17 protein-coding genes and 2 tRNA genes are annotated in these 21,132 nt (G+C 64.2%); 18 read left to right on the top strand and 1 reads right to left on the bottom strand.

What is annotated here, in order from left to right:
* Window positions 1-38 precede the first annotated feature (38 nt).
* The 3 genes from carA (at window position 39) to greA (ending at window position 4,984) form a co-directional block, all read left to right on the top strand.
* Entirely contained in the window at window positions 39-1,187 is a 1,149-nt protein-coding gene (carA, locus tag ACZ46Y_RS02190; protein WP_311956461.1) for a glutamine-hydrolyzing carbamoyl-phosphate synthase small subunit, read from the top strand.
* A 93-nt stretch (window positions 1,188-1,280) separates the two neighbouring features.
* Complete coding sequence (gene carB / locus ACZ46Y_RS02195) at window positions 1,281-4,511, top strand: carbamoyl-phosphate synthase large subunit (RefSeq protein ID WP_311956440.1); 3,231 nt, start codon at window positions 1,281-1,283, stop codon at window positions 4,509-4,511.
* Window positions 4,508-4,984 (top strand): transcription elongation factor GreA, encoded by a 477-nt coding sequence (gene greA, locus ACZ46Y_RS02200; protein ID WP_311956439.1) that lies wholly within the window; start codon window positions 4,508-4,510, stop codon window positions 4,982-4,984. The genes carB and greA overlap by 4 nt, the downstream gene beginning before the upstream one ends.
* Before the next feature lie 243 nt (window positions 4,985-5,227).
* Here the strand turns inward: greA and yhbY are convergent, their stop codons facing one another.
* The gene (gene yhbY / locus ACZ46Y_RS02205; protein ID WP_311956438.1) at window positions 5,228-5,554 is read right to left on the bottom strand and encodes a ribosome assembly RNA-binding protein YhbY; all 327 of its coding nucleotides are present in this window, start codon (window positions 5,552-5,554) and stop codon (window positions 5,228-5,230) included.
* Between the two features lie 115 nt (window positions 5,555-5,669).
* Here yhbY and rlmE point away from each other — a divergent pair, with 115 nt between their 5' ends.
* The 15 genes from rlmE to ltrA all read left to right on the top strand — a co-directional run bounded on the left by rlmE (window position 5,670) and on the right by ltrA (window position 21,018).
* Entirely contained in the window at window positions 5,670-6,317 is a 648-nt protein-coding gene (gene rlmE / locus ACZ46Y_RS02210; RefSeq protein WP_311956437.1) for a 23S rRNA (uridine(2552)-2'-O)-methyltransferase RlmE, read from the top strand.
* Window positions 6,318-6,568: 251 nt separating this feature from the next.
* Complete coding sequence (gene ftsH / locus ACZ46Y_RS02215; protein WP_311956436.1) at window positions 6,569-8,563, top strand: ATP-dependent zinc metalloprotease FtsH; 1,995 nt, start codon at window positions 6,569-6,571, stop codon at window positions 8,561-8,563.
* A 109-nt stretch (window positions 8,564-8,672) separates the two neighbouring features.
* Window positions 8,673-9,572: a dihydropteroate synthase gene (gene folP, locus ACZ46Y_RS02220; RefSeq protein WP_311956435.1), complete on the top strand. Its 900-nt coding sequence runs from the start codon at window positions 8,673-8,675 to the stop codon at window positions 9,570-9,572.
* Window positions 9,569-10,918, top strand: a complete 1,350-nt coding sequence (glmM, locus tag ACZ46Y_RS02225; protein WP_311956434.1) for a phosphoglucosamine mutase — start codon at window positions 9,569-9,571, stop codon at window positions 10,916-10,918. Before folP ends, glmM begins: the two co-directional genes overlap by 4 nt.
* A 73-nt stretch (window positions 10,919-10,991) precedes the next feature.
* The gene (gene tpiA, locus ACZ46Y_RS02230) at window positions 10,992-11,741 is read left to right on the top strand and encodes a triose-phosphate isomerase (RefSeq protein ID WP_311956433.1); all 750 of its coding nucleotides are present in this window, start codon (window positions 10,992-10,994) and stop codon (window positions 11,739-11,741) included.
* A 4-nt stretch (window positions 11,742-11,745) separates the two neighbouring features.
* Window positions 11,746-12,120 (top strand): preprotein translocase subunit SecG, encoded by a 375-nt coding sequence (gene secG / locus ACZ46Y_RS02235; protein WP_311956432.1) that lies wholly within the window; start codon window positions 11,746-11,748, stop codon window positions 12,118-12,120.
* A 44-nt stretch (window positions 12,121-12,164) separates the two neighbouring features.
* Window positions 12,165-12,251, top strand: a tRNA-Leu gene (locus tag ACZ46Y_RS02240).
* A 148-nt stretch (window positions 12,252-12,399) separates the two neighbouring features.
* Window positions 12,400-12,476 (top strand) — tRNA-Met (locus tag ACZ46Y_RS02245).
* Between the two features lie 277 nt (window positions 12,477-12,753).
* The gene (gene rimP, locus ACZ46Y_RS02250) at window positions 12,754-13,215 is read left to right on the top strand and encodes a ribosome maturation factor RimP (RefSeq protein ID WP_311956431.1); all 462 of its coding nucleotides are present in this window, start codon (window positions 12,754-12,756) and stop codon (window positions 13,213-13,215) included.
* Between the two features lie 66 nt (window positions 13,216-13,281).
* Window positions 13,282-14,799 (top strand): transcription termination factor NusA, encoded by a 1,518-nt coding sequence (nusA, locus tag ACZ46Y_RS02255; RefSeq protein ID WP_311956430.1) that lies wholly within the window; start codon window positions 13,282-13,284, stop codon window positions 14,797-14,799.
* A gap of 27 nt (window positions 14,800-14,826) precedes the next feature.
* Window positions 14,827-17,349, top strand: a complete 2,523-nt coding sequence (gene infB, locus ACZ46Y_RS02260) for a translation initiation factor IF-2 (RefSeq protein WP_311956429.1) — start codon at window positions 14,827-14,829, stop codon at window positions 17,347-17,349.
* A 17-nt stretch (window positions 17,350-17,366) separates the two neighbouring features.
* A complete protein-coding gene (rbfA, locus tag ACZ46Y_RS02265; protein ID WP_311956428.1) occupies window positions 17,367-17,786 on the top strand; it encodes a 30S ribosome-binding factor RbfA in 420 nt (139 codons plus the stop codon).
* A complete protein-coding gene (gene truB / locus ACZ46Y_RS02270; RefSeq protein ID WP_311956427.1) occupies window positions 17,786-18,754 on the top strand; it encodes a tRNA pseudouridine(55) synthase TruB in 969 nt (322 codons plus the stop codon). Before rbfA ends, truB begins: the two co-directional genes overlap by 1 nt.
* A 70-nt stretch (window positions 18,755-18,824) precedes the next feature.
* A complete protein-coding gene (gene rpsO, locus ACZ46Y_RS02275) occupies window positions 18,825-19,094 on the top strand; it encodes a 30S ribosomal protein S15 (protein ID WP_311956426.1) in 270 nt (89 codons plus the stop codon).
* A gap of 535 nt (window positions 19,095-19,629) precedes the next feature.
* Window positions 19,630-21,018 carry a group II intron reverse transcriptase/maturase gene (ltrA, locus tag ACZ46Y_RS02280; RefSeq protein ID WP_311947021.1) on the top strand — a complete coding sequence of 463 codons (1,389 nt, stop codon included), beginning with the start codon at window positions 19,630-19,632 and terminating at the stop codon, window positions 21,016-21,018.
* Window positions 21,019-21,132: the final 114 nt, after the last annotated feature.

The following is a 21,132-nucleotide window of genomic DNA, read 5'->3' on the forward strand; positions in this document are numbered from 1 at the left end:
CACCAGCCTTGGGAGGACTTGTCTTGAATAACCCCGCATTGAACGAACCCGCGATTCTGGCGCTTGAGGACGGGAGCGTGTTCCGCGGCATCGCCATTGGCGCCGAGGGGCAAACCAGCGGCGAGGTGGTCTTCAATACGGCCATGACCGGCTATCAGGAAATCCTCACCGACCCGTCTTATACCCGCCAGATCGTCACGCTGACCTACCCCCACATCGGCAACACCGGCGTGAACAGCGACGACGTGGAGTCCGGCGCCATTGCCGCCGCCGGGCTGATCATCCGCGACCTGCCGCTTGCCGCCAGCAACTTCCGCTGTGAGCAGAGCCTTTCCGACTACCTGAAAGGCCAGAACGTGCTGGGCATTGCCGAGATCGACACCCGCCGGCTGACGCGCCTGCTGCGCGACAAGGGCGCCCAGAACGGCGCCATTCTCGCGGGCCGGGAAGCCGAAGGCGACGACGCGGTGGAGCGCGCGCTGGCCGCCGCCCGGGCGTTTCCCGGCCTGGCGGGGATGGATCTGGCCAAGGTGGCCAGCTGCCAGTCGTCCTACGAATGGAGCGAGGGCGAGTGGGTGTCGCCGGGAAAAGGCTATCAGGCCGGCGAGAGCATCGAGCGGCCGTTCCACGTGGTTGCCTACGACTACGGCGTCAAGCGCAACATTCTGCGCATGCTGGTATCGCGCGGCTGCCGGGTGACCGTGGTGCCCGCGCAGACGCCGGCCTCCGAGGCGCTGGCGCTTGAGCCGGACGGCATCTTTTTATCCAACGGCCCGGGCGACCCCGAGCCCTGCGACTACGCCATTCGGGCGCTCGAAGAGCTGCTGGACACCCGCATTCCGCTGTTTGGCATCTGCCTTGGCCACCAGCTGCTGGCGCTGGCCAGCGGCGCGCGCTCGGTGAAGATGAACCACGGCCACCACGGCGCCAACCATCCGGTGCAGGACCTGGCCACCGGGCGGGTGATGATCACCAGCCAGAACCACGGCTTCGCTTCGGACGAAACCACTTTGCCGGATACCCTGCGGCCCACCCATCGGTCGCTGTTTGACGGCACGCTGCAGGGCGTTGAGCGCACCGACTGCCCGGCGTTCAGCTTTCAGGGGCACCCGGAGGCGAGCCCCGGCCCGTGCGACGTGGCGCCGCTGTTCGATCGCTTCATCGCCATGATGCAGGCGCGCCGCTAGGGCCCGCGGCGCCCTGACCGGCGCCCTGACCGGCGCCGCTGCTGTTTACGCCGTTATCTTGTTGCTCATCGTCATTTTTCTGCGGGAACCGTTATGCCTAAGCGTACCGACATCAACAGTATCTTGATCATTGGCGCTGGCCCGATCGTCATCGGCCAGGCCTGCGAATTCGACTACTCCGGCGCCCAGGCGTGCAAGGCGCTGCGCGAGGAGGGCTATCGCGTCATTCTGGTCAACTCCAATCCGGCCACCATCATGACCGACCCGGTCATGGCCGACGCCACCTACATCGAGCCGATTACCTGGCAGGCGGTGGAGAAGATCATCGAGGCCGAGCGCCCGGACGCCATCCTGCCCACCATGGGCGGCCAAACCGCGCTCAACTGCGCGCTGGAGCTGGACAAGCAGGGAGTGCTGGGCAAGCACGGCGTAGAGATGATCGGCGCCAACGCCGACGCCATCAACAAGGCCGAAGACCGCGACCTGTTTGACAAGGCGATGAAGAACATCGGCCTCGAATGCCCCAAGGCCAAGGTCGCGCACACCATGGACGAGGCCTGGGAGATCCAGGCGGAGCTTGGCTTTCCCACCATTATCCGCCCGTCCTACACCATGGGCGGATCCGGCGGCGGCGTGGCCTATAACAAGGAAGAGTTCAAGGAGATCTGCCACCGCGGGTTCGACCTCTCCAACAACCACGAGCTCTTGATCGACGAGTCGCTGCTGGGCTGGAAAGAGTACGAAATGGAGGTGGTGCGCGATCACCGCGACAACTGCATCATCGTCTGCTCCATCGAGAACTTCGATCCCATGGGCGTGCACACCGGCGACGCCATCACCGTGGCGCCGGCGCAAACGCTGACCGACAAGGAATACCAGGCTATGCGCAACGCAAGCCTGGCGGTGCTGCGTGAGATCGGCGTGGAAACCGGCGGTTCCAACGTGCAGTTTGGCGTGGATCCCGATACCGGCCGCGTGGTGGTCATCGAGATGAACCCCCGGGTGTCGCGCTCCTCGGCGCTGGCCTCCAAGGCGACGGGTTTCCCCATTGCCAAAATCGCCGCCAAGCTGGCGGTGGGCTACAGCCTGGACGAGCTTTCCAACGACATTACCGGCGGACGCACCCCGGCGTCGTTCGAGCCGTCCATCGACTACGTGGTCACCAAAATTCCGCGGTTCACCTTTGAGAAATTCCCCCAGGCCAACGACCGCCTGACCACCCAGATGAAGTCCGTGGGCGAGGTCATGGCCATCGGCCGGACTTTCCAGGAGTCGCTGCAGAAGGCGCTGCGCGGGCTGGAAACCGGCGTCGACGGCCTGGATCCCATCGTCACCCACTTCACCGACGAGGCCATGGCCCGGATCAAGGGCGAGCTGCAGGCGCCCGGCGCCGACCGTATCTTCTACGTGGCCGACGCCCTGCGCGCCGGCATGAGCGTCGACAGGCTGTACGAGCTGACCCGGATCGATCCCTGGTACCTGGTGCAGCTGGAAGACCTGATCGCGACCGAAACGGCGCTGGCCAAGCGCTCGCTCTCCGAGCTCTCCGCCGATGAGCTTTACCGCCTCAAGCGCAAGGGCTTTGCCGACGCGCGGCTGGCGAAGCTTCTTGGCGTGTCGGAAAAGGAATTTCGCAAGACCCGCCAGAAGGCCGGGATTCGCCCGGTGTACAAGCGGGTGGATACCTGCGCTGCCGAATTCGCCTCCGACACCGCCTACATGTACTCCACCTACGAGGAAGAGTGCGAGGCGGACGTTTCCGACAAACCCAAGATCATGGTGCTCGGCGGCGGGCCCAACCGTATCGGCCAGGGCATCGAGTTTGACTACTGCTGCGTGCACGCGGCGTTTGCCATGCACGACGACGGCTATGAAACCGTCATGGTCAACTGCAACCCGGAAACCGTCTCCACCGACTACGACACCTCTGACCGGCTGTACTTCGAGCCGGTGACGCTCGAGGACGTGCTGGAAATCGCCGACAAGGAGCAGCCCGAGGGCGTGATCGTGCAGTTCGGCGGTCAGACGCCGCTCAAGCTGGCGCGCGAGCTTGAGGCCGCCGGGATGCCCATCATCGGCACCACGCCGGACGCTATCGACCGCGCCGAAGACCGCGAGCGCTTCCAGCAGATGATCGATAAGCTGGGGCTCAAGCAGCCGCCCAACGCCACCGCGCGCAACTTCGAGGAGGCGTTTGCCAAGGCCGAGGCCATCGGCTACCCGCTGGTGGTGCGCCCCAGCTACGTGCTCGGCGGGCGCGCCATGGAGATCGTCTACGACGCCTCGGAGCTTGAGAACTACATGACCCACGCGGTCAAGGTCTCCAACGATTCCCCGGTACTGCTCGATCACTTTTTGAACGCCGCCATCGAGATCGACGTCGACGCGGTATCCGACGGCAAGCACGTGGTGATCGGGGGGATCATGCAGCACATCGAGCAGGCCGGGGTGCACTCCGGCGACTCGGCGTGCTCGCTGCCGCCGTATTCGCTGCCCGCTGAGGTGCAAAATCAGATGCGCGATCAGATCAAGCGCATGGCCGTGGAGCTGGGCGTGAAGGGTCTGATGAACGTGCAGCTCGCCTGGCAGGACGGCGAGATCTACGTCATCGAGGTCAACCCCCGGGCCTCGCGCACGGTGCCGTTTGTCTCCAAGTGCATCGGTACCTCGCTTGCCCAGGTGGCCGCGCGCTGCATGGCGGGTACCACGCTTGCCGAGCAGGGCTTCGAGCGCGAGATCGTGCCGCATTTTTATAGCGTCAAGGAGGCGGTTTTCCCATTCAACAAGTTCCCCGGGGTGGATCCGATCCTGACGCCGGAAATGAAGTCCACCGGTGAAGTCATGGGCTCGGGTGACACCTTCGCCGAGGCGTTCTACAAGGCGCAGCTGGGCGCCGGCGAAGCCATTCCCCCGATTGACGGGCCGCGCAAGGCGTTCCTCTCCGTGCGCGAGCCCGACAAGGCAGGGATTATCGAGGTGGGCCGTTCTCTGCTAACATTGGGCTTTACGCTATGCGCTACGCGAGGTACGGCGGCCGCGCTGGAAGCCGCCGGCCTTGACGTTGAGCGCGTCAATAAAGTCTACGAAGGACGTCCGCATATCGTCGATCTGCTCAAGAACGACGACATTGCCTATATCGTGAATACCACCGAAGGTCGCCAGGCGATTCTCGATTCTTCGGTCATCCGCCGCACCGCTCTTGCCCGCAAGGTGGCCTATGCAACCACCTTGGCGGGCGCTAATGCTGTATGCATGGCGCTGGCGTATGGTCGGGAGATTACGGTACGGCGTCTTCAGGAATTGCACGCAGGAGCCAGTGAATGAACAAGGTCCCGATGACGGTTGCGGGAGAGAAGCAGCTTCGCCAGGAGCTCGAAGAGCTGAAGAGCGAAGCGCGCCCTCGGGTGATTGCGGCCATCGCCGATGCGCGCGAGCACGGCGATCTGAAGGAAAACGCCGAGTATCACGCCGCGCGCGAGGAGCAGGGCTTTATTGAAGGGCGCGTTCAGGAGATTGAGGGCAAGCTGTCCGGCGCCCAGGTGATTGACGTGACCAAGCTGCCGAAGACGGGCAAGGTGATTTTTGGCGTCACCGTTGAGCTTTTGCGCGTGGAAGACGAGGCGTCGTTTACCTATCGCATCGTCGGCGAGGACGAGGCGGACATCAAGGAGCGTCGCATTTCCGTGACGTCGCCCATTGCCCGGGCGCTGATCGGCAAGGAAGAAGGCGACGTGGCCGTCGTGAAAACCCCCGGCGGCGACGTCGAGTACGAGATCGAAAGCGTCGAGCACCTGTAGCGCGCGAATGCTTCGTGATTGCCTCCGTCCTCGCAATGCGTCACCGCGAGCGATAGCGTGGCGGTCTCCTTGCGGTGGGGTGGCAACAAACCCCGAGATTGCTTCACTACGTTCGCAATGACGCGGGGGTGAGAGTCGCAAGGACATGTTCGCAGGCTCGCAATGACCCAGTCCGGTTCTGGCCTGCCCATAAAAAACGCCCCTGCGGGGGCGTTTTTACGTTAACTGCCTGACATTCGGTGATCAGCGCCGGCCGTGGTGGTTCTCGAAACGGGCAATGTTGGACAGTTTGGGATTGGCCTGGGGGTTCTTGCGGTAGAGCAGCGCCGTCTTGCCGATGGACTGAACAAGCTCGGCGCGGCCGTCGGCGGTGAGCTCTTCGATCATCAGCGCGCGGTCTTCGCGGTCGGGCAGGGCCAGCTTCACCTTGACCAGCTCGTGGTCGCGCAGGGCGCGGTCGAGCTCGGCGATCAGGTTCTCCGAAATGCCGTTTTCCGATACGGTAACCACCGGCTTTAAATGATGACCGATGCTACGCAGTGCTTTCTTTTGTGCCTGTGACAAGCTCATGGTATCTTGCGGTATCCCAAGTTTGCGCTTAACGCTCCATCTTACGGCGAAACGCCGCCGGGTGAAAGCGCCCGCTTTCTCTTTCACGTTCTCTTTCAAGCGCCAGATTCTCTTCATGCAGCACAAGCCGAAAGGCCGTAAACGCCAGGCCAGCAAGTCCAGCGGCAGCTGGATGCAGGAGCACTTCGACGATCCCTACGTCAAGCAGAGCTGGGCCGACGGCTACCGCAGCCGGGCCAGCTACAAGCTGCTGGCGCTGGACGAAAAGGATCAGCTTTTTCGCCCCGGCATGACCGTGGTGGACCTGGGGGCCGCGCCCGGCGGCTGGAGCCAGGTCGCCGCGGAGAAGGTCGGCCCGGCGGGCAAGGTCATCGCTTCGGACATTCTCGCCATGGACGCGCTGGCCGATGTGGACTTCGTCCAGGGCGATTTTACCGAAGATCACGTGCTCGACGCGCTGCTGGAACGCCTGGGCGGTAAAAACGCAGACCTTGTGATGTCGGATATGGCCCCCAATATGAGTGGCATGGCGGGTATCGACCAGCCCCGGGCCATGTATCTGGTAGAGCTGGCGCTGGATCTGGCCCAGCAAACCCTGGCGCCCGGCGGGCGCTTTGTGGCCAAGGTGTTTCAGGGCGAAGGCTTTGATGAGTACTTAAAGACCCTGCGCGAGCAGTTTACCCGGGTGGTCACGCGCAAGCCCGAGGCCTCCCGGGCGCGCTCCCGGGAAGTCTACCTGCTGGCCAGCGGGTTTCGCGGATAGGGTGTCGCGGATAGGGTGTCGCGAATAGGGTGTCGCGAATAGGGTGTCGCGAATAGGGCAAGGTATCGCCAATGCGGGCAAAAGCGAGGGTAAATAGTAAGGATTTATCAGGGTAATTGCCGGACACGCCGCGGCAAGGTGTGCCACAGTAGGCAGCAAACCGCTTATAGAAAATGAATGAACGCATGCTGCGCAGACGATGTCTCAACTAGCAGCGTTAACTGACGGATTCTTGTAATGAGGGTAGCCCCTTGAACGATATGGCAAAGAACCTGGTTCTGTGGTTGGTCATCGCGGCCGTTCTGCTGACCGTGTTCAACAACTTCAGTACGGAAAGCTCGCCTCAGTCCACGAACTATTCGCAGTTTGTGGAGCAGGTGCAAAATCAACAGATACGCAGCGTCACCATCGATGGCTATACCATTGAGGGGGAGCGCTCGGACGGCACGCGGTTCCAGACCGTGCGGCCCGCGGCCGAGGACCCCAAGCTGATGGATGACCTGCTGGCCAACGACGTTACCGTGGTCGGCAAGGAGCCCGAACAGCAGAGCATCTGGTCGCGGCTGCTGATCGCCAGCTTCCCGATCCTGCTGATACTCGCCATCTTCATGTTCTTCATGCGCCAGATGCAGGGCGGCGGTGGCGGCAGCAAGGGCGGCCCCATGAGCTTTGGCAAGTCCAAGGCCAAACTGCTGTCCAACGACCAGATCAAGACCACCTTTGCTGACGTCGCCGGCTGCGACGAGGCCAAGGAAGAAGTCGAAGAGCTGGTGGACTTCCTGCGCGACCCGAGCAAGTTCGAACGCCTGGGCGGTACCATCCCCCGCGGCGTGCTGATGGTGGGCCCGCCGGGTACGGGTAAAACCCTGCTGGCGAAGTCCATCGCCGGCGAGGCCAAGGTGCCGTTCTTCTCCATCTCCGGCTCCGACTTCGTCGAGATGTTCGTCGGCGTGGGCGCCTCTCGCGTGCGCGACATGTTCGAGCAAGCCAAGAAGCAGGCGCCGTGCATCATCTTCATCGACGAGATCGACGCCGTGGGCCGTTCGCGCGGCGCCGGCATGGGCGGCGGCAACGACGAGCGCGAACAGACGCTCAACCAGCTGCTGGTGGAAATGGACGGTTTCGAGGCCAACGAAGGCGTTATCGTCATCGCCGCTACCAACCGTCCGGACGTGCTTGACCCGGCGCTTTTGCGCCCGGGCCGCTTTGACCGTCAGGTCACCGTGCCCCTGCCCGATATCCGCGGCCGCGAGCATATCCTCGGCGTTCACCTGCGCAAGGTGCCGCTGGCCGAGGACGTCAAGGCGTCGCTGATCGCCCGCGGCACGCCGGGCTTCTCCGGTGCCGATCTGGCCAACCTGGTCAACGAGGCGGCGCTGTTTGCCGCCCGTGGCGACAAGCGCCTGGTGGGCATGGACGAGCTCGAGGAGGCCAAGGACAAGATCATGATGGGCTCCGAGCGCAAGTCCATGGTCATGACCGACAAGGAAAAGCTCAACACGGCCTATCACGAGTCCGGCCACGCCATCATCGGCCTGGTCATGCCCGAGCACGACCCGGTGTACAAGGTCACCATCATCCCCCGCGGCCGAGCGCTGGGCGTGACCATGTTCCTGCCGGAAGAAGACCGCTACAGCTTCTCGCGCCAGCAGATCATCAGCCAGATTTGCTCGCTGTTCGGCGGCCGTATTGCCGAGGAAATGACACTGGGCCCCAACGGCGTGACTACCGGCGCGTCCAACGACATCAAGCGCGCCACCGAGCTTGCCCACAACATGGTGGCCAAGTGGGGTCTGTCCGAGGAAATGGGCCCGATCATGTACGATGAGGACGAGTCCCATCAGTTCATGGGCGGCGGACAAAGCGGCGGTATGCTGAAGTCCGGCGACACCACCACGCGGCTCGACAAGGAAGTGCGCAAGATCATCGACGGCTGCTACGAGCAGGCCTACCAGATACTGGAAGACAACCGCGAAAAACTGGACGCCATGGCCGAGGCGCTGATGAAGTACGAAACCATCGATGCGCACCAGCTCAAGGACATCATGGACGGCCGCGATCCGCGTCCGCCCGAGGGCTGGCACGACGACGATGCGCCCGGCGGCGGCTCCCCCGTGGATAGCCGCACGCCCGCCGCGGGGGCCGCCGGTGAGGCACCCAAGGGGCCCGAGGACGACGGCGACGAGGATGACGATAGCCGCCGGCGCCGTCCGTCCGACCCGCTGGGAGGCCCGGCAGGCTCGTAACAACACGGCGGAGATTGCGTAACAGGCGCCTCACTTTGAGGCGCCTTTTTTGCTATTCTGCCGGTCACCATGTCGCTTCATTCATCCTTACCTGTTAACTGAGCCCTCCATGCAACCACCCTTTGCCGCGCCGCCCGGCGATGCTGCGCCGATTATCTGCGGGCCTCATCGGCTCGATCTTTCCGCTCCCCGCGTGATGGGCGTGCTCAACGTGACGCCGGACTCCTTCTCCGACGGCGGCTGCTATACCGCACGGGACGAAGCGCTGCGCCAGGGCGAGCGCATGCTGGCCGAGGGGGCGACGATTATCGACGTGGGCGGCGAATCTACCCGACCCGGGGCGGCGCCGGTAACGGCTCAGCAGGAGCTTGACCGGGTGGCCCCGGTGATCGAGGCGCTGTCTCGGGAGCTGGGCGCGCTGGTCTCGGTGGACACCAGCAGTGCCAAGGTGATGCGCGAAGCGGGCGCGCTGGGCGCCGGCATGCTCAACGACGTGCGCTCGCTCGAGCGCGAAGGAGCGCTTGAAGCCGCCGCCCAGAGTGGCCTGGCGGTCTGTTTGATGCACCGTCAGGGCGAGCCGCAGACCATGCAGGACGCGCCGCATTACGATCAGCCCATCGAACAGGCGGTCGGCGACTTTCTGCTTGAGCGCATTGCCGCCTGCGAAGGCGCGGGGCTTGAGCGCGAGCGGCTGCTGCTGGATCCCGGCTTCGGTTTCGGCAAGACGGTCGAGCATAACCTGCGCCTGCTGAATCGCCTGCAGGCGCTTGACGAGCTTGAGCTGCCGCTGTTGGTGGGCATGTCGCGCAAAAGCATGATCGGCAAGGTGCTCGACCGCCCCGTCGACCAGCGGCTGGCCGGCGGGCTGGCGCTTGCGGCCCTTGCCGTTGAGCGCGGGGCGAAGATTTTGCGGGTGCACGACGTGGCCGCAACGGTGGATGCGGCCAGCATGGCCTGGGCCGTGATCAATGAAAGCGGCAGCGATAACATTCGGGAGAGAAACGCATGACACGGCGCTATTTTGGTACCGACGGGATCCGCGGCAGGGTAGGGCGCGCGCCCATTACCGCCGACTTCATGCTCAAGCTGGGCTGGGCCGCGGGGCAGGTGCTGCACCGTGACGACGGCCGCACCCGCGTGCTGATCGGCAAGGACACGCGCATTTCCGGCTATATGTTCGAGTCGGCGCTGGAAGCGGGGTTTTCTGCTGCCGGCGTCGACGTCGCCCTGCTGGGCCCCATGCCCACGCCGGGCATCGCCTATTTGACGCGCACCTTTCGCGCCGACGCCGGCGTAGTGATTTCCGCCTCGCACAATCCCTTCGACGACAACGGCATCAAGTTTTTTGACGCCGACGGCACCAAGCTGCCCGACGCCGTCGAGGCACGCATCGAAGACATGCTGGAGCAGCCGCTGACCACCGCTGAAGCCGCTGAGCTTGGCAAGGCCATGCGTATTCACGACGCCCCGGGGCGCTACATCGAGTTCTGTAAATCGACGCTCCCCGAGCGGCTCAGCCTGCACGGACTGCGTATCGTGCTCGACTGCGCCCACGGCGCGACCTACCACATTGCGCCCAACGTATTTCGCGAGCTGGGCGCCGACGTCAGCGTGATCGGCGCCGACCCCGACGGCATGAACATCAACCGCGACGTCGGCTCAACCCATCCGGCCTCCCTGCGCGCGGCGGTGATTCACCGCGGGGCGGACCTGGGCATTGCCTTTGACGGCGACGGCGATCGGCTGCTGCTGGTGGACCACGACGGCCACGAGGTCGACGGCGACGATATCCTCTACCTCATCGCTCGGGATCGCCAGCAGCGCGGCCTGCTCAACGGCGGCGTGGTGGGTACTCTGATGAGCAACTTCGGCCTGGCCATGGGGCTGGAAAAGCTCGGCATTCCCTTCGAACGGGCCAAGGTCGGCGATCGCTTTGTCATGGAGCGCATGGCGGCCAACGGCTGGACGCTTGGCGGCGAGCCCTCCGGCCACGTGGTGTGCGCCCACACCCAGACCACCGGCGACGGCATCGTGTCGGCGCTGCAGGTAGTGGCCATCATGATTCGCGATAAGGCCACGCTACCCGAGCTTTTAAGCATCCTGGAGAAAGTGCCCCAGGCGCTGGTCAACGTGCGCCTGCCGGCCGGCACCGATGCCCGGGCGGTGCTGGAAAAGCCCGAGCTGGCCCGCGCCGTGGCCGATACGGAAAGCCGGCTGGGCGAAGAGGGGCGGGTGCTGCTGCGCCCGTCGGGCACAGAGCCGCTGATCCGGGTCATGGTAGAGGGCCGCGCCTATCTGGACGTGGACAGCCTGGCCGGCGAGCTTGCCGAGAAGGTGCAGGCGCTTCTGGCCTGATGCCCCGCGGTCGGCGGTTGTCTTGCCCCGGCCGCTCCTATACCATTTTGCGCAATCTTGAAAAGGAGCTTGGATGCGTACGCCCCTCATCGCCGGTAACTGGAAGATGAACGGCTCCGCCGAGCGGATCCGTGCGTTCGGCGACGCCTTTGCCGGTGACCGGCTGCCCGCGGCGCTGGACGTCGCGGTGATGCCTCCGTTCCCCTATCTGCAGGCCGCCCAGCACGCCTTTGCCGGCACGCCGCTGGCGCTGGGCGCTCAGGCGCTGAACCCCGAGCCTGCCGGCGCCCATACCGGCGAGGTCAACGCCGCCATGCTGGCGGAGTTCGGCGTGGCCTACGTGCTGGTGGGGCACTCCGAGCGCCGCCAGCATTACGGCGAAACCGATGCCGATGCCTGCCGCCAGGTAGAAGCGGCGCTGGCTTTCGGCCTGACCCCGGTGCTGTGCGTGGGGGAAACCCTGGCGCAGCGCGAGGCCGGGGCGACCCGGGAGGTGGTGCTGGGGCAGGTGGCCGCCGTGCTGGACCCGCTCGAGGCGGCGCTGCGTAAGCGCCTGGTTGTCGCCTACGAGCCGGTGTGGGCCATCGGCACCGGGCTTACCGCCACGCCCGAAGAGGCCCAGGCCACCATGGGCGACATACGCGCCTGGCTGGAAACGCGGGACGCTGAGCTTGCGCAGTCGCTGCGGCTGCTTTACGGCGGCAGCATGAAGGCCGACAACACGGCGGCGCTTTTGGCCCAGCCCGATATTGATGGCGGTCTGGTCGGCGGTGCGTCGCTCCAGGTCGATGAATTTTACGCTATATGCCAATCAGCAGGATAATTTCATGCAAGCTGCAATTCTCATGATTCACGTAGTTCTGGCGATCGCTCTGGTCGTCCTTATCCTGCTTCAGCAGGGCAAGGGCGCCGATGCCGGCGCCTCCTTCGGCGGCGGTTCGTCGCAAACGGTATTCGGCGCCCAGGGCAGCGGCAATTTCCTGGCGCGCTTTACCGGCGTGCTCGCGGCCTGCTTTTTTGTCACCTCGCTGACGCTTGCCTACTTTGCCAGCCAGGCGGGTGACGCCCCGGACGCGGGCATTCCCGATGCCAAGCTCGTCGAGCAGCAAAACGCCGCGGACGACGACTCGACAAAATCCCTTGACGGGTCCGAAGATGACGTGGATAATGCAGCGCCAGTGCTAGAGGAGAGCGGCGAGTAGCTTGCACGGCAAGCGAATCAGCGGCCCTTTTAGCCTCCCCTGTTGCCGAAGTGGTGGAATTGGTAGACACGCTATCTTGAGGGGGTAGTGACCTAACGGTCGTGCGGGTTCAAGTCCCGCCTTCGGCACCATTGATAAACCGCCAAGGCTTAGGCGTTGAGCAGTGAGTCAGTGGCAAGCAGCAAGGCAGCACTGAAGTTGAAGCACGCATCGCGTGCGGGACATAAAAGTCGCTTGACGCAGAACCAGCAAGCGCTTAGTATCGTCCCTCCAGATTGATGCGGGGTGGAGCAGTCTGGTAGCTCGTCGGGCTCATAACCCGAAGGTCATCGGTTCAAATCCGGTCCCCGCTACCATTTTTAGGCGCGTTGCGCCATAAATGGTATTACAGGTTTTCTTGCAAAAAGCCCCTTCCTGTGAAGGGGCTTTTTGTTAGTCGCCCTTTTATTGGTCGCCGGTCGCCGCCGCAGCGGTAATCCTTGGCGTGCCGGCGCGCTGATGAAGGGTATGTCTCACTAGCGGATGTCTACCGGGTTACCGGAGGCACGTTGCCGGTCAACGCCGATCAGCCACCTAGCTTTTCCTGTGACTCCTGGCCAGGTGCCTGATGCAACGGCTATAGGAGCTTTGTCTGTGGCCACGAAACACGCCGCGCTTCACGCGCTGATTGAGCCGGTGGTTGCCGCCATGGGCTTTGAACTATGGGGCATCGACTATCTTTCCCAGGGCAAGCACTCGCGCCTGCTCATCTATATCGAGGGTGAAAACGGCGTCAGCGTGGATGACTGCGCCGATATCAGCCGTCAGATCAGCGCCGTGCTGGACGTGGAAGATCCCATCGCCGAGGCGTACCGCCTGGAGGTTTCCTCGCCGGGCATGGACCGCCCCCTCTATACCCTTGATCATTTCCGCCGCTTTCAGGGTCACCAGGTAGCGCTCAAGCTGCGGTCGGCGTTTGACGGCCAGCGCAAGTTTCGCGGCCTGCTCGCCGGTATCGAGGGCGACGAGGTGCTCTTGCAGATGGACGGTGAGGAGTACTGCTTTCCCATCGAAAGCATTGATAAGGCGAACATCGTGCCCCGGTTCGACAAATAACCGGGCGACGCAACCGGCGCTTGGCCGGCTCGAGCACATAAGGACAGGTTTTGGCGAGGCAAACGCATGAGTAAAGAAATCTTGATGGTCGTTGACGCGATCTCGAACGAAAAGGGCGTCCCCCGGGACGTGATTTTCGAGGCGGTCGAAGCCGCGTTGGCCAGCGCCTCGCGCAAGCGCTTTGATCGTGAAGAAGCCAGCGTGCGGGTGCGTATCGACCGTCGCAGCGGCGAGTACGAAACCTTCCGCTACTGGACGGTCGTCGAGGACGACGAGTTCGAGACCCCCGACTACGAAATCAAGCAGAGCGTGGCCGAGCAGCGCACGCCGCCGCTGGCGCTGGGCGACGAAGTGGAAAAGCCGATCGAAAACGCCGAGTTCGGCCGCATTGCCGCCCAGACCGCCAAGCAGGTGATCGTGCAGAAGGTGCGCGAAGCCGAGCGGGCCGAGGTGGTGCGCCAGTACGCCGACCGCGAAGGCGAGCTGGTCGCCGGCATCGTCAAGCGCACCACCCGGGACGGGCTGATCATCGATCTTGGCGACAACGCCGAGGCTTTCCTGCCGCGCAACGAGATGATCCACGGCGAGCGCTACCGCATGAACGAACGGGTGCGGGCGCTTTTGGTCAAGGTAGACCCCGAAGCCAAGGGGGCCCAGCTGCAGCTGTCGCGTACCTGCCCGGAGCTGATCATTGAGCTGTTCAAGATCGAGGTGCCGGAAATCGCCGAGCAGCTGATCGACATCAAGGGGGCGGCACGCGACCCGGGCTCCCGGGCCAAGATTGCGGTGAAGACCAACGATCGGCGCATCGACCCGGTGGGCGCCTGCGTGGGCATGCGCGGCTCGCGGGTACAGGCGGTGTCCAGCGAGCTTGAAAACGAGCGCGTGGATATCGTGCTGTGGGACGACAACCCCGCCCAGCTGGTGATCAACGCCATGGCACCGGCCGATGTCGCCTCCATTCTGGTCGACGAAGACGCGGTGTCCATGGACGTCGCCGTCGCCGAGGATAACCTTGCCCAGGCCATCGGGCGCAGCGGCCAGAACGTGCGGCTGGCCTCCGAGCTTACCGGCTGGCACATCAACGTCATGACCGAAGACGAAGCCGATTCCAAGCACGAACAGGAAATCGACACCCTGGTCGACTCGTTCATCCAGCACCTTGACGTGGATGACGACGTAGCGCGCCTGCTGGTGGATGAAGGCTTTACCACGCTTGAAGAGGTGGCCTACGTGCCCCTGGAAGAGATGCTGGAAATTGAAGAGTTCGACGAAGAACTTATCAACGCGCTACGCGCGCGAGCAAAAGACGAGCTGTTGACGCTGGCCATTGCCTCGGAAGAAGCGCTGGACGGTGCCCAGCCGGCCGACGACCTGCTCGCCATGGAGGGCATGGAGCGGCACCTGGCCTTTACCCTGGCCAGCCGCGGCATTGTCAGCATGGAAGATCTTGCCGAGCAGTCTGTCGACGATCTGGTCGATATCGAAGAGTTGGACGAAGCGCGCGCAGCGGCATTGATCATGACTGCCCGTGCGCCCTGGTTCGAAGACGGCGACAGCGAATCGGATTCGAACACACAGTAAACAGGTCACGGGCTGAGGAGGGTCATAATGTCAGACATGACAGTAAAAGATTTTGCAGCAAAGGTGGGCCGCGATACGTCCCGCCTGCTCGAACAGATGAAAAACGCCGGGCTTTCGCACACCTCGGAAAGCGACGTGGTTTCCGAAGCGGACAAGCAGACGCTGCTTAACTCGCTGAAAAAGAACCACGGCGGCAGCGGCGATGCCAACAAGAATCGCATCACCCTGACGCGCAAGACCCGCAGCCGGATCAAGACCGGCGAGCGCGGCAAGACCATTGACGTCCAGGTGCGCAAGAAGAAAACCTACGTCAAGCGCGCCGAGGCCGAGAAGCCCAAGGCGCCGGAGCCCGCGCACACCGGCCCGCGCCAGCTGGTCGGCGATATGGCCGAAGCCGAGGCGGAGCGCAAGGCGCGCGAAGCCGAAGAGCAGAAAGCCGCCGACGCCAAGCACGCCGCCGATGAGGCCGAGCGCAAGCTTGCCGAAGAAAAGGCCAAGAGCGCCGAGACGCCCACCGATCTCGAGATTCCGGTACCCGACTTTGACAGCGGCAGCACCTCGGGCGAGGACGCGCCCCCGGCGCCGCCCAAGGAAGGCCGTACCGATCGCCGCTCGGCACCGGCGAAAAAGGCGGCCAAGAAGAAGGGCCGTCGCGACGAGCAGGATTCCCGCAGCGACCGCGAAGAGCGCCGTCGCGGCGGCAAGAAGGCCAAGCGCGCCGAGCGTCGTGGCGGCAGCCGCCGCGGCGGCGGCCAGAGCGGCGGCAAGCACGGCTTCCAGAAGCCGACCCAGCCGATCGTGCGCGAAGTGTCGATCCCCGAGTCGATCAGCGTGGCCGAGCTTGCCGACAAGATGTCGATCAAGGCCAACGAAGTGATCAAGGCCATGTTCACCATGGGCGCGGCGGTCACCATCAACCAGACCATCGACCAGGACACCGCGGTGATCGTGGTCGAGGAAATGGGCCACAAGCCCAAGCTGGTCAAGGACGACGCCCTGGAAGCCGAAGTGCTCGAGAGCGTGTCCTACGAAGGGGAAGAAATCACCCGTGCCCCGGTCGTCACCGTAATGGGCCACGTCGACCACGGTAAGACGTCGCTTCTGGACTATATCCGCAAGGCCAAGGTTGCCACCGGCGAAGCCGGCGGGATTACCCAGCACATTGGCGCCTACCACGTGGTTGGCAACAACGGCGGCGCGACTTTCCTGGATACGCCCGGCCACGCGGCGTTTACCGCCATGCGCGCCCGCGGTGCCAAGGCCACCGACGTGGTAATTCTGGTGGTGGCCGCCGACGACGGCGTGATGCCCCAGACCATCGAGGCCATCGAGCACTCCAAGGCAGCCGAAGTGCCCATGGTTGTCGCAGTTAACAAGATCGACAAGCCGGCGGCCGACCCGGACCGAGTGAAAAACGAGCTGTCCCAGCACGGGGTTATCTCCGAAGAATGGGGCGGCGACACCCAGTTCGTTCACGTTTCGGCGAAAAGCGGCGAGGGCATCGACGCGCTGATCGAGGCCGTACAGCTGGTCTCCGAAGTGCTCGAGCTCAAGGCCGTCCCCGAAGCGCCCGGCAAGGGCGTGGTCGTGGAGTCGCGCCTGGACAAGGGCCGCGGCCCGGTCGCCACCGTGCTGGTACAGAACGGGACGCTGAAAAAAGGCGACATCGTGCTCGCCGGCCTGCACTACGGCCGCGTACGCGCGCTGACCAACGAGCTCGCCAAGCAGGTGGATGAAGTCGGTCCGGCCATGCCCGTGGAAATCCAGGGGCTCGACGGCACGCCCGAAGCCGGCGACGACTTCATGGTGGTAGACGACGACAAGAAGGCCCGCGAAGTGGCCAACTTCCGTCAGGGCAAATACCGCGAAGTGCGCCTGGCTCGCCAGCAGAAATCCAAGCTGGAGAACATGTTCAGCCAGATGGAGAAAGACGAGGCGGCCAAGGTCAACGTGGTGCTCAAGGCCGACGTCCAGGGGTCGCTGGAAGCGATCCGCAGCGCGCTTGAAGAGCTCTCCACCGACGAGGTCGAGGTGGCCGTGGTGTCCTCCGGCGTGGGCGGCATCACCGGCACCGATGCCAACCTGGCGCTGGCCAGTGAGGCCATCGTGGTCGGCTTTAACGTCCGTGCCGACGTCGCCGCGCGCGACATCATCGAGCGCGAGGGGCTGGATCTGCGCTACTACAGCGTAATCTACCACCTGATCGACGAGGTCAAGCAGGCCATGAGCGGCAAGCTCGCGCCGGACTGGAAGGAAGAGATCGTCGGCGTGGCCGAAGTCCGCGACGTCTTCCGCGCGCCCAAGATCGGCGCCGTGGCCGGCTGCATGGTGGTCGAAGGCAACGTCCACCGCCACAAGAAGATCCGCGTGCTGCGCGACAACGTGGTCATCTACGAGGGCGAGCTTGAGTCGCTGCGCCGCTTCAAGGACGACGTCAACGAAGTCCGCAACGGCATGGAGTGCGGCATCGGCGTGAAGAACTACAACGATGTCCAGGTCGGCGACAAGATCGAGGTCTTCGACCAGGTCAAGGTCGAGCGCACGCTCTAAGGCGCTTAGGAGGCAACATGCGGGAATTCAAGCGCACCGACCGGGTAGCCGACCAGCTCCAGAAGGAGCTGGCGGTGCTCATCCAGCGCGAGGTGAAAGACCCTCGCTTAGGGATGGTCACGCTGAGCGGCGTCAGCGTTAGCCGGGATCTGGGCTACGCCGACGTCTATTTCACCCTGCTTGGCGAGCAGGACCCGGCACGGGTGAAGGAAAACCTGCAGGCGCTCAAGCGCGCGGGCGGCTTTTTGCGCAGCCAGGTGGCCCGCCGGATCAAGCTGCGCCACGTGCCCGAGCTGCGCTTTCACTACGATGAAAGCGTGGTCCGCGGCCAGCACCTGTCGTCGCTGATTGACGAGGCGGTGCAGACCGACCGCGAGCGCAATGCCGGCCAGGAGGGCGAAGGCGACGACGAAAGCGGCAACGGAGAGCGTAGCTGATGGCGCGTCGTCGTCGCGGGCTGCCGGTCAACGGCGTGCTGCTGCTGGACAAGCCCGCAGGGCTTTCCAGCAACCATGCCCTGCAGCGCGTGCGCCGGCTGTTCCAGGCGCAAAAGGCGGGTCACACCGGCACCCTCGACCCGATGGCGACCGGCCTGTTGCCGATCTGCCTGGGGGAGGCGACCAAGTTTTCCGCCTGGCTGCTTGAAGCCGACAAGGCCTACCGCACCCGGGTGGAGCTTGGTGTGATCACCGACACCGGCGACGCCGAAGGCGACGTCGTGGAGCGTCGCGAGGTGCCCGCGCTCGACGAAGCCTCGATCGAGGCGGTGCTCGCGCGTTTTCGCGGCGAGATCGACCAGGTGCCGCCGATGTATTCGGCGCTCAAGCACCAGGGGCGCAAGCTTTACGAGCTGGCCCGGGAGGGCCGCCACGTGGAGCGTGCAGCTCGGCGCATAAGCGTGTATGATGCCCGCCTCACGGCGTTGGATACCGTCCCGGGCAATGATACCGTTCCGGGAAACCGCGCCTTTGAACTGGACATCCGCTGCAGCAAGGGTACCTATATACGTACCCTGGCAGAGGATATCGGCCTTGAGCTGGGCTGCGGCGCCCACATCAGCGCGCTCAGGCGCCTTGCCACCGGCGCGTTCGACGCCGGCGGCATGTGGACGCTCGAAGCGCTTGAGGCGCTGGCGGATCAGCCCGCGCGGGAAGCGGTGCTGATGTCGCCGGACGTGCTCGTGGCACACCTGCCGGCGCTTGCGCTGGATGACGTCGCCCACGGGCGGCTGATCCACGGCCAGCAGGCCACTCTGGAAAGTGAGCTGGCCGAGGCGGCGACGGCAAGGCTTTACCACCAGGGGGCCTTTATTGGCCTTGGGCGTGTCGTCCGGCAGGCAGACGGCGCTGCCACGGTGGCGCCACAACGGCTGATAAGCCACCCGGCGGAAACGCCGCGCAGCTAAAAATCGAGACTGCAAATATGCGTGGTCTCACCCCTTACATTTTCAGGCATATTGCTTACTGGAGAGACAGATGGCATTAACCGCTGAACAGAAAGCCGACATCGTCAACGAATACGGCCGCGGCGAAAACGACACCGGATCCCCCGAGGTTCAGGTGGCCCTGCTGAGCGCCAACATCAACGGCCTGCAGGATCATTTCAAGACCAACAGCCAGGACCACCACTCCCGTCGTGGCCTGATCCGCATGGTCAACCAGCGTCGCAAGCTGCTGGACTACCTGCACCGCAAGGACTACGAGCGCTATCGCTCCATCATCCAGCGTCTGGGCCTGCGCCGCTAAGCATTGCGTCACCCCCTTTCCCAGGTCGTTTCCAAACGGGTAGCCCCTTGCGGGGCTGCCCGTTTTGTTGTGCGCCAGGCATGGCGCGTAGCACCGACAGGTGCTGTTCCCGGGGGTAGTGCCCCGGGATGACTTGGGGGTGAGAGTCCCCTACGGACCTTGATAGCGGGAACCGTTAGCCGAACAGCAAGGGTGTCCGTCGCGAGGCGGAATCTGAAGGAAGCTGCAGGCAAACTCCCGGCCCGACGAACAGGAATCGCATATGAGGCAGCCACATCTGGGCGAGAGGGCAATGAGACTCGAAGCCCAATAGCTATCCGGAAGGTGTGGAGGTAAATGCGGCGGGTAGATGGGAGGAAGGTCGCGCGTCTTACCCTGGGAGGTCTGGTGGTCTGCCACAGTGCTACCGGCGTCGAGAGGTGACGGGATGGACCGCCAGACGTCAGCCGAGGCCATAGTAAGTGCCGACTCACCCCGGCACCAAGGGCCGAACATGAAGAACCGCGAGTAGGCGATGACGTCTCGAGGATCGATCATGAAGACAGAAAGTGGCGCTAATACCGTCACCCACCCAGAGGGGCAGGGGCAGTACCCCGAGCTCCAGCCGGTGGGCGTCGAGACGGTCCCGGCGTCGTTATCGTGGACGAAAGCGGAGTCCGCCTCGCTCATGGAAGCGGTGGTCGCCACCGACAACATGCAGCGGGCTTACCGGAGGGTGGTCGCCAACAAGGGGGCACCGGGTGCCGATGGCATGTCGGTGGACCAACTGGCCGACCACCTGAAGCAATACTGGCCGACGCTGCGCGAGCGGCTGCTGGCCGGAGAGTACCACCCCAGCCCGGTCCGAGCCGTCGAGATCCCCAAGCCCAAGGGCGGGACGCGTCAGCTCGGCATCCCCACGGTCAGTGACCGGCTGATCCAACAGGCGCTGCTGCAGGTGCTGACGCCGCTCTTCGATCCGGGCTTCTCCGCATCGAGCTACGGTTACCGCCCCCAACGCAGTGCTCAGCAGGCCGTCTCGGCCATGAAGGACCATGTCGCGGCTGGCCACCGTTGGGTGGTCGATCTCGATCTGGAAGCCTTCTTCGATCGGGTGAACCACGACCTGCTGATGGCGCGGGTCGCGCGTCGCGTCCGCGACAAGCGGGTGCTGCGCCTGATTCGCCGCTACCTGGAGGCCGGCATGTTCCAGGACAGCCTGGTCTCACCACGTCGGCAGGGAACACCTCAGGGCGGACCGCTGAGTCCGCTGATGGCGAATATCCTGCTGGATGACGTGGACAAGGAGCTGGAACGCCGCGGCCACCGCTTCTGCCGTTACGCCGACGACATACAGGTGTATGTCAGGAGTCGGCGAGCGGGCGAGCGCGTCATGGCCAGCCTGAGTGATTTTCTCGAGAATTCGCTCCGGCTGACGGTCAATCGCGACAAAAGTGCGGTGGACCGACCCTGGAGCCGGGGATACCTAGGCTACACGCTGACTCGGCACAAGCTGCCGAAGTTGACGCTGGCCAAGGCCAGCCTGCAGCGCCTGGTGCAATGTGTCCGCGATATCCTCAAACGCGGCAGGGGGCGCAGCATTCGGCGTATCACCAGAGAGCTGGCTCCCGTCCTGCGGGGCTGGGCCAGCTACTTCAGTCTCGTTGACGTGAAGCGACCGCTGGAAGCGCTGGATAGCTGGGTACGTCGCCGACTGCGTTGTGTGATCTGGCGGCAGTGGAAACGTCCAAAGACCCGGCGCCGCAAGCTTCTGGCGCTGGGCTTGGATGGTCAGCGTGCCTGGAAGTCAGCGGGGAATGGGCGAGGTCCCTGGTGGAATGCCGGCGCCTCGCACATGAATCAGGCCCTGCCACGCAAGTGGTTCGACCGGCAGGGCCTGATCTCGGTACTCGATACGGTAAGAGGGCTTAGCCGTTCTTCATGAACCGCCGTATACCGAACGGTACGTACGGTGGTGTGGGAGGGCGCCGGGGGTAACCCCGGCCCCTACCCAATTTCCCGCCTTGAAAGGGCGCCAGCGGTGGTCGCCGCGCGGCCC

The sequence above is a fragment of the Halomonas garicola genome (genome assembly GCF_055382465.1).

Excerpts from the sequence above, each read along its gene's own strand:
- carB (WP_311956440.1), top strand. The coding sequence starts at position 1,281 with ATGCCTAAGCGTACCGACATCAACAGTATCTTGATCATTGGCGCTGGC.
- greA (WP_311956439.1), top strand. The coding sequence starts at position 4,508 with ATGAACAAGGTCCCGATGACGGTTGCGGGAGAGAAGCAGCTTCGCCAG.
- yhbY (WP_311956438.1), bottom strand. The coding sequence starts at position 5,554 with ATGAGCTTGTCACAGGCACAAAAGAAAGCACTGCGTAGCATCGGTCAT.
- rlmE (WP_311956437.1), top strand. The coding sequence starts at position 5,670 with ATGCAGCACAAGCCGAAAGGCCGTAAACGCCAGGCCAGCAAGTCCAGC.
- folP (WP_311956435.1), top strand. The coding sequence starts at position 8,673 with ATGCAACCACCCTTTGCCGCGCCGCCCGGCGATGCTGCGCCGATTATC.
- glmM (WP_311956434.1), top strand. The coding sequence starts at position 9,569 with ATGACACGGCGCTATTTTGGTACCGACGGGATCCGCGGCAGGGTAGGG.
- tpiA (WP_311956433.1), top strand. The coding sequence starts at position 10,992 with ATGCGTACGCCCCTCATCGCCGGTAACTGGAAGATGAACGGCTCCGCC.
- secG (WP_311956432.1), top strand. The coding sequence starts at position 11,746 with ATGCAAGCTGCAATTCTCATGATTCACGTAGTTCTGGCGATCGCTCTG.
- nusA (WP_311956430.1), top strand. The coding sequence starts at position 13,282 with ATGAGTAAAGAAATCTTGATGGTCGTTGACGCGATCTCGAACGAAAAG.
- infB (WP_311956429.1), top strand. The coding sequence starts at position 14,827 with ATGTCAGACATGACAGTAAAAGATTTTGCAGCAAAGGTGGGCCGCGAT.
- rbfA (WP_311956428.1), top strand. The coding sequence starts at position 17,367 with ATGCGGGAATTCAAGCGCACCGACCGGGTAGCCGACCAGCTCCAGAAG.
- truB (WP_311956427.1), top strand. The coding sequence starts at position 17,786 with ATGGCGCGTCGTCGTCGCGGGCTGCCGGTCAACGGCGTGCTGCTGCTG.
- rpsO (WP_311956426.1), top strand. The coding sequence starts at position 18,825 with ATGGCATTAACCGCTGAACAGAAAGCCGACATCGTCAACGAATACGGC.
- ltrA (WP_311947021.1), top strand. The coding sequence starts at position 19,630 with ATGAAGACAGAAAGTGGCGCTAATACCGTCACCCACCCAGAGGGGCAG.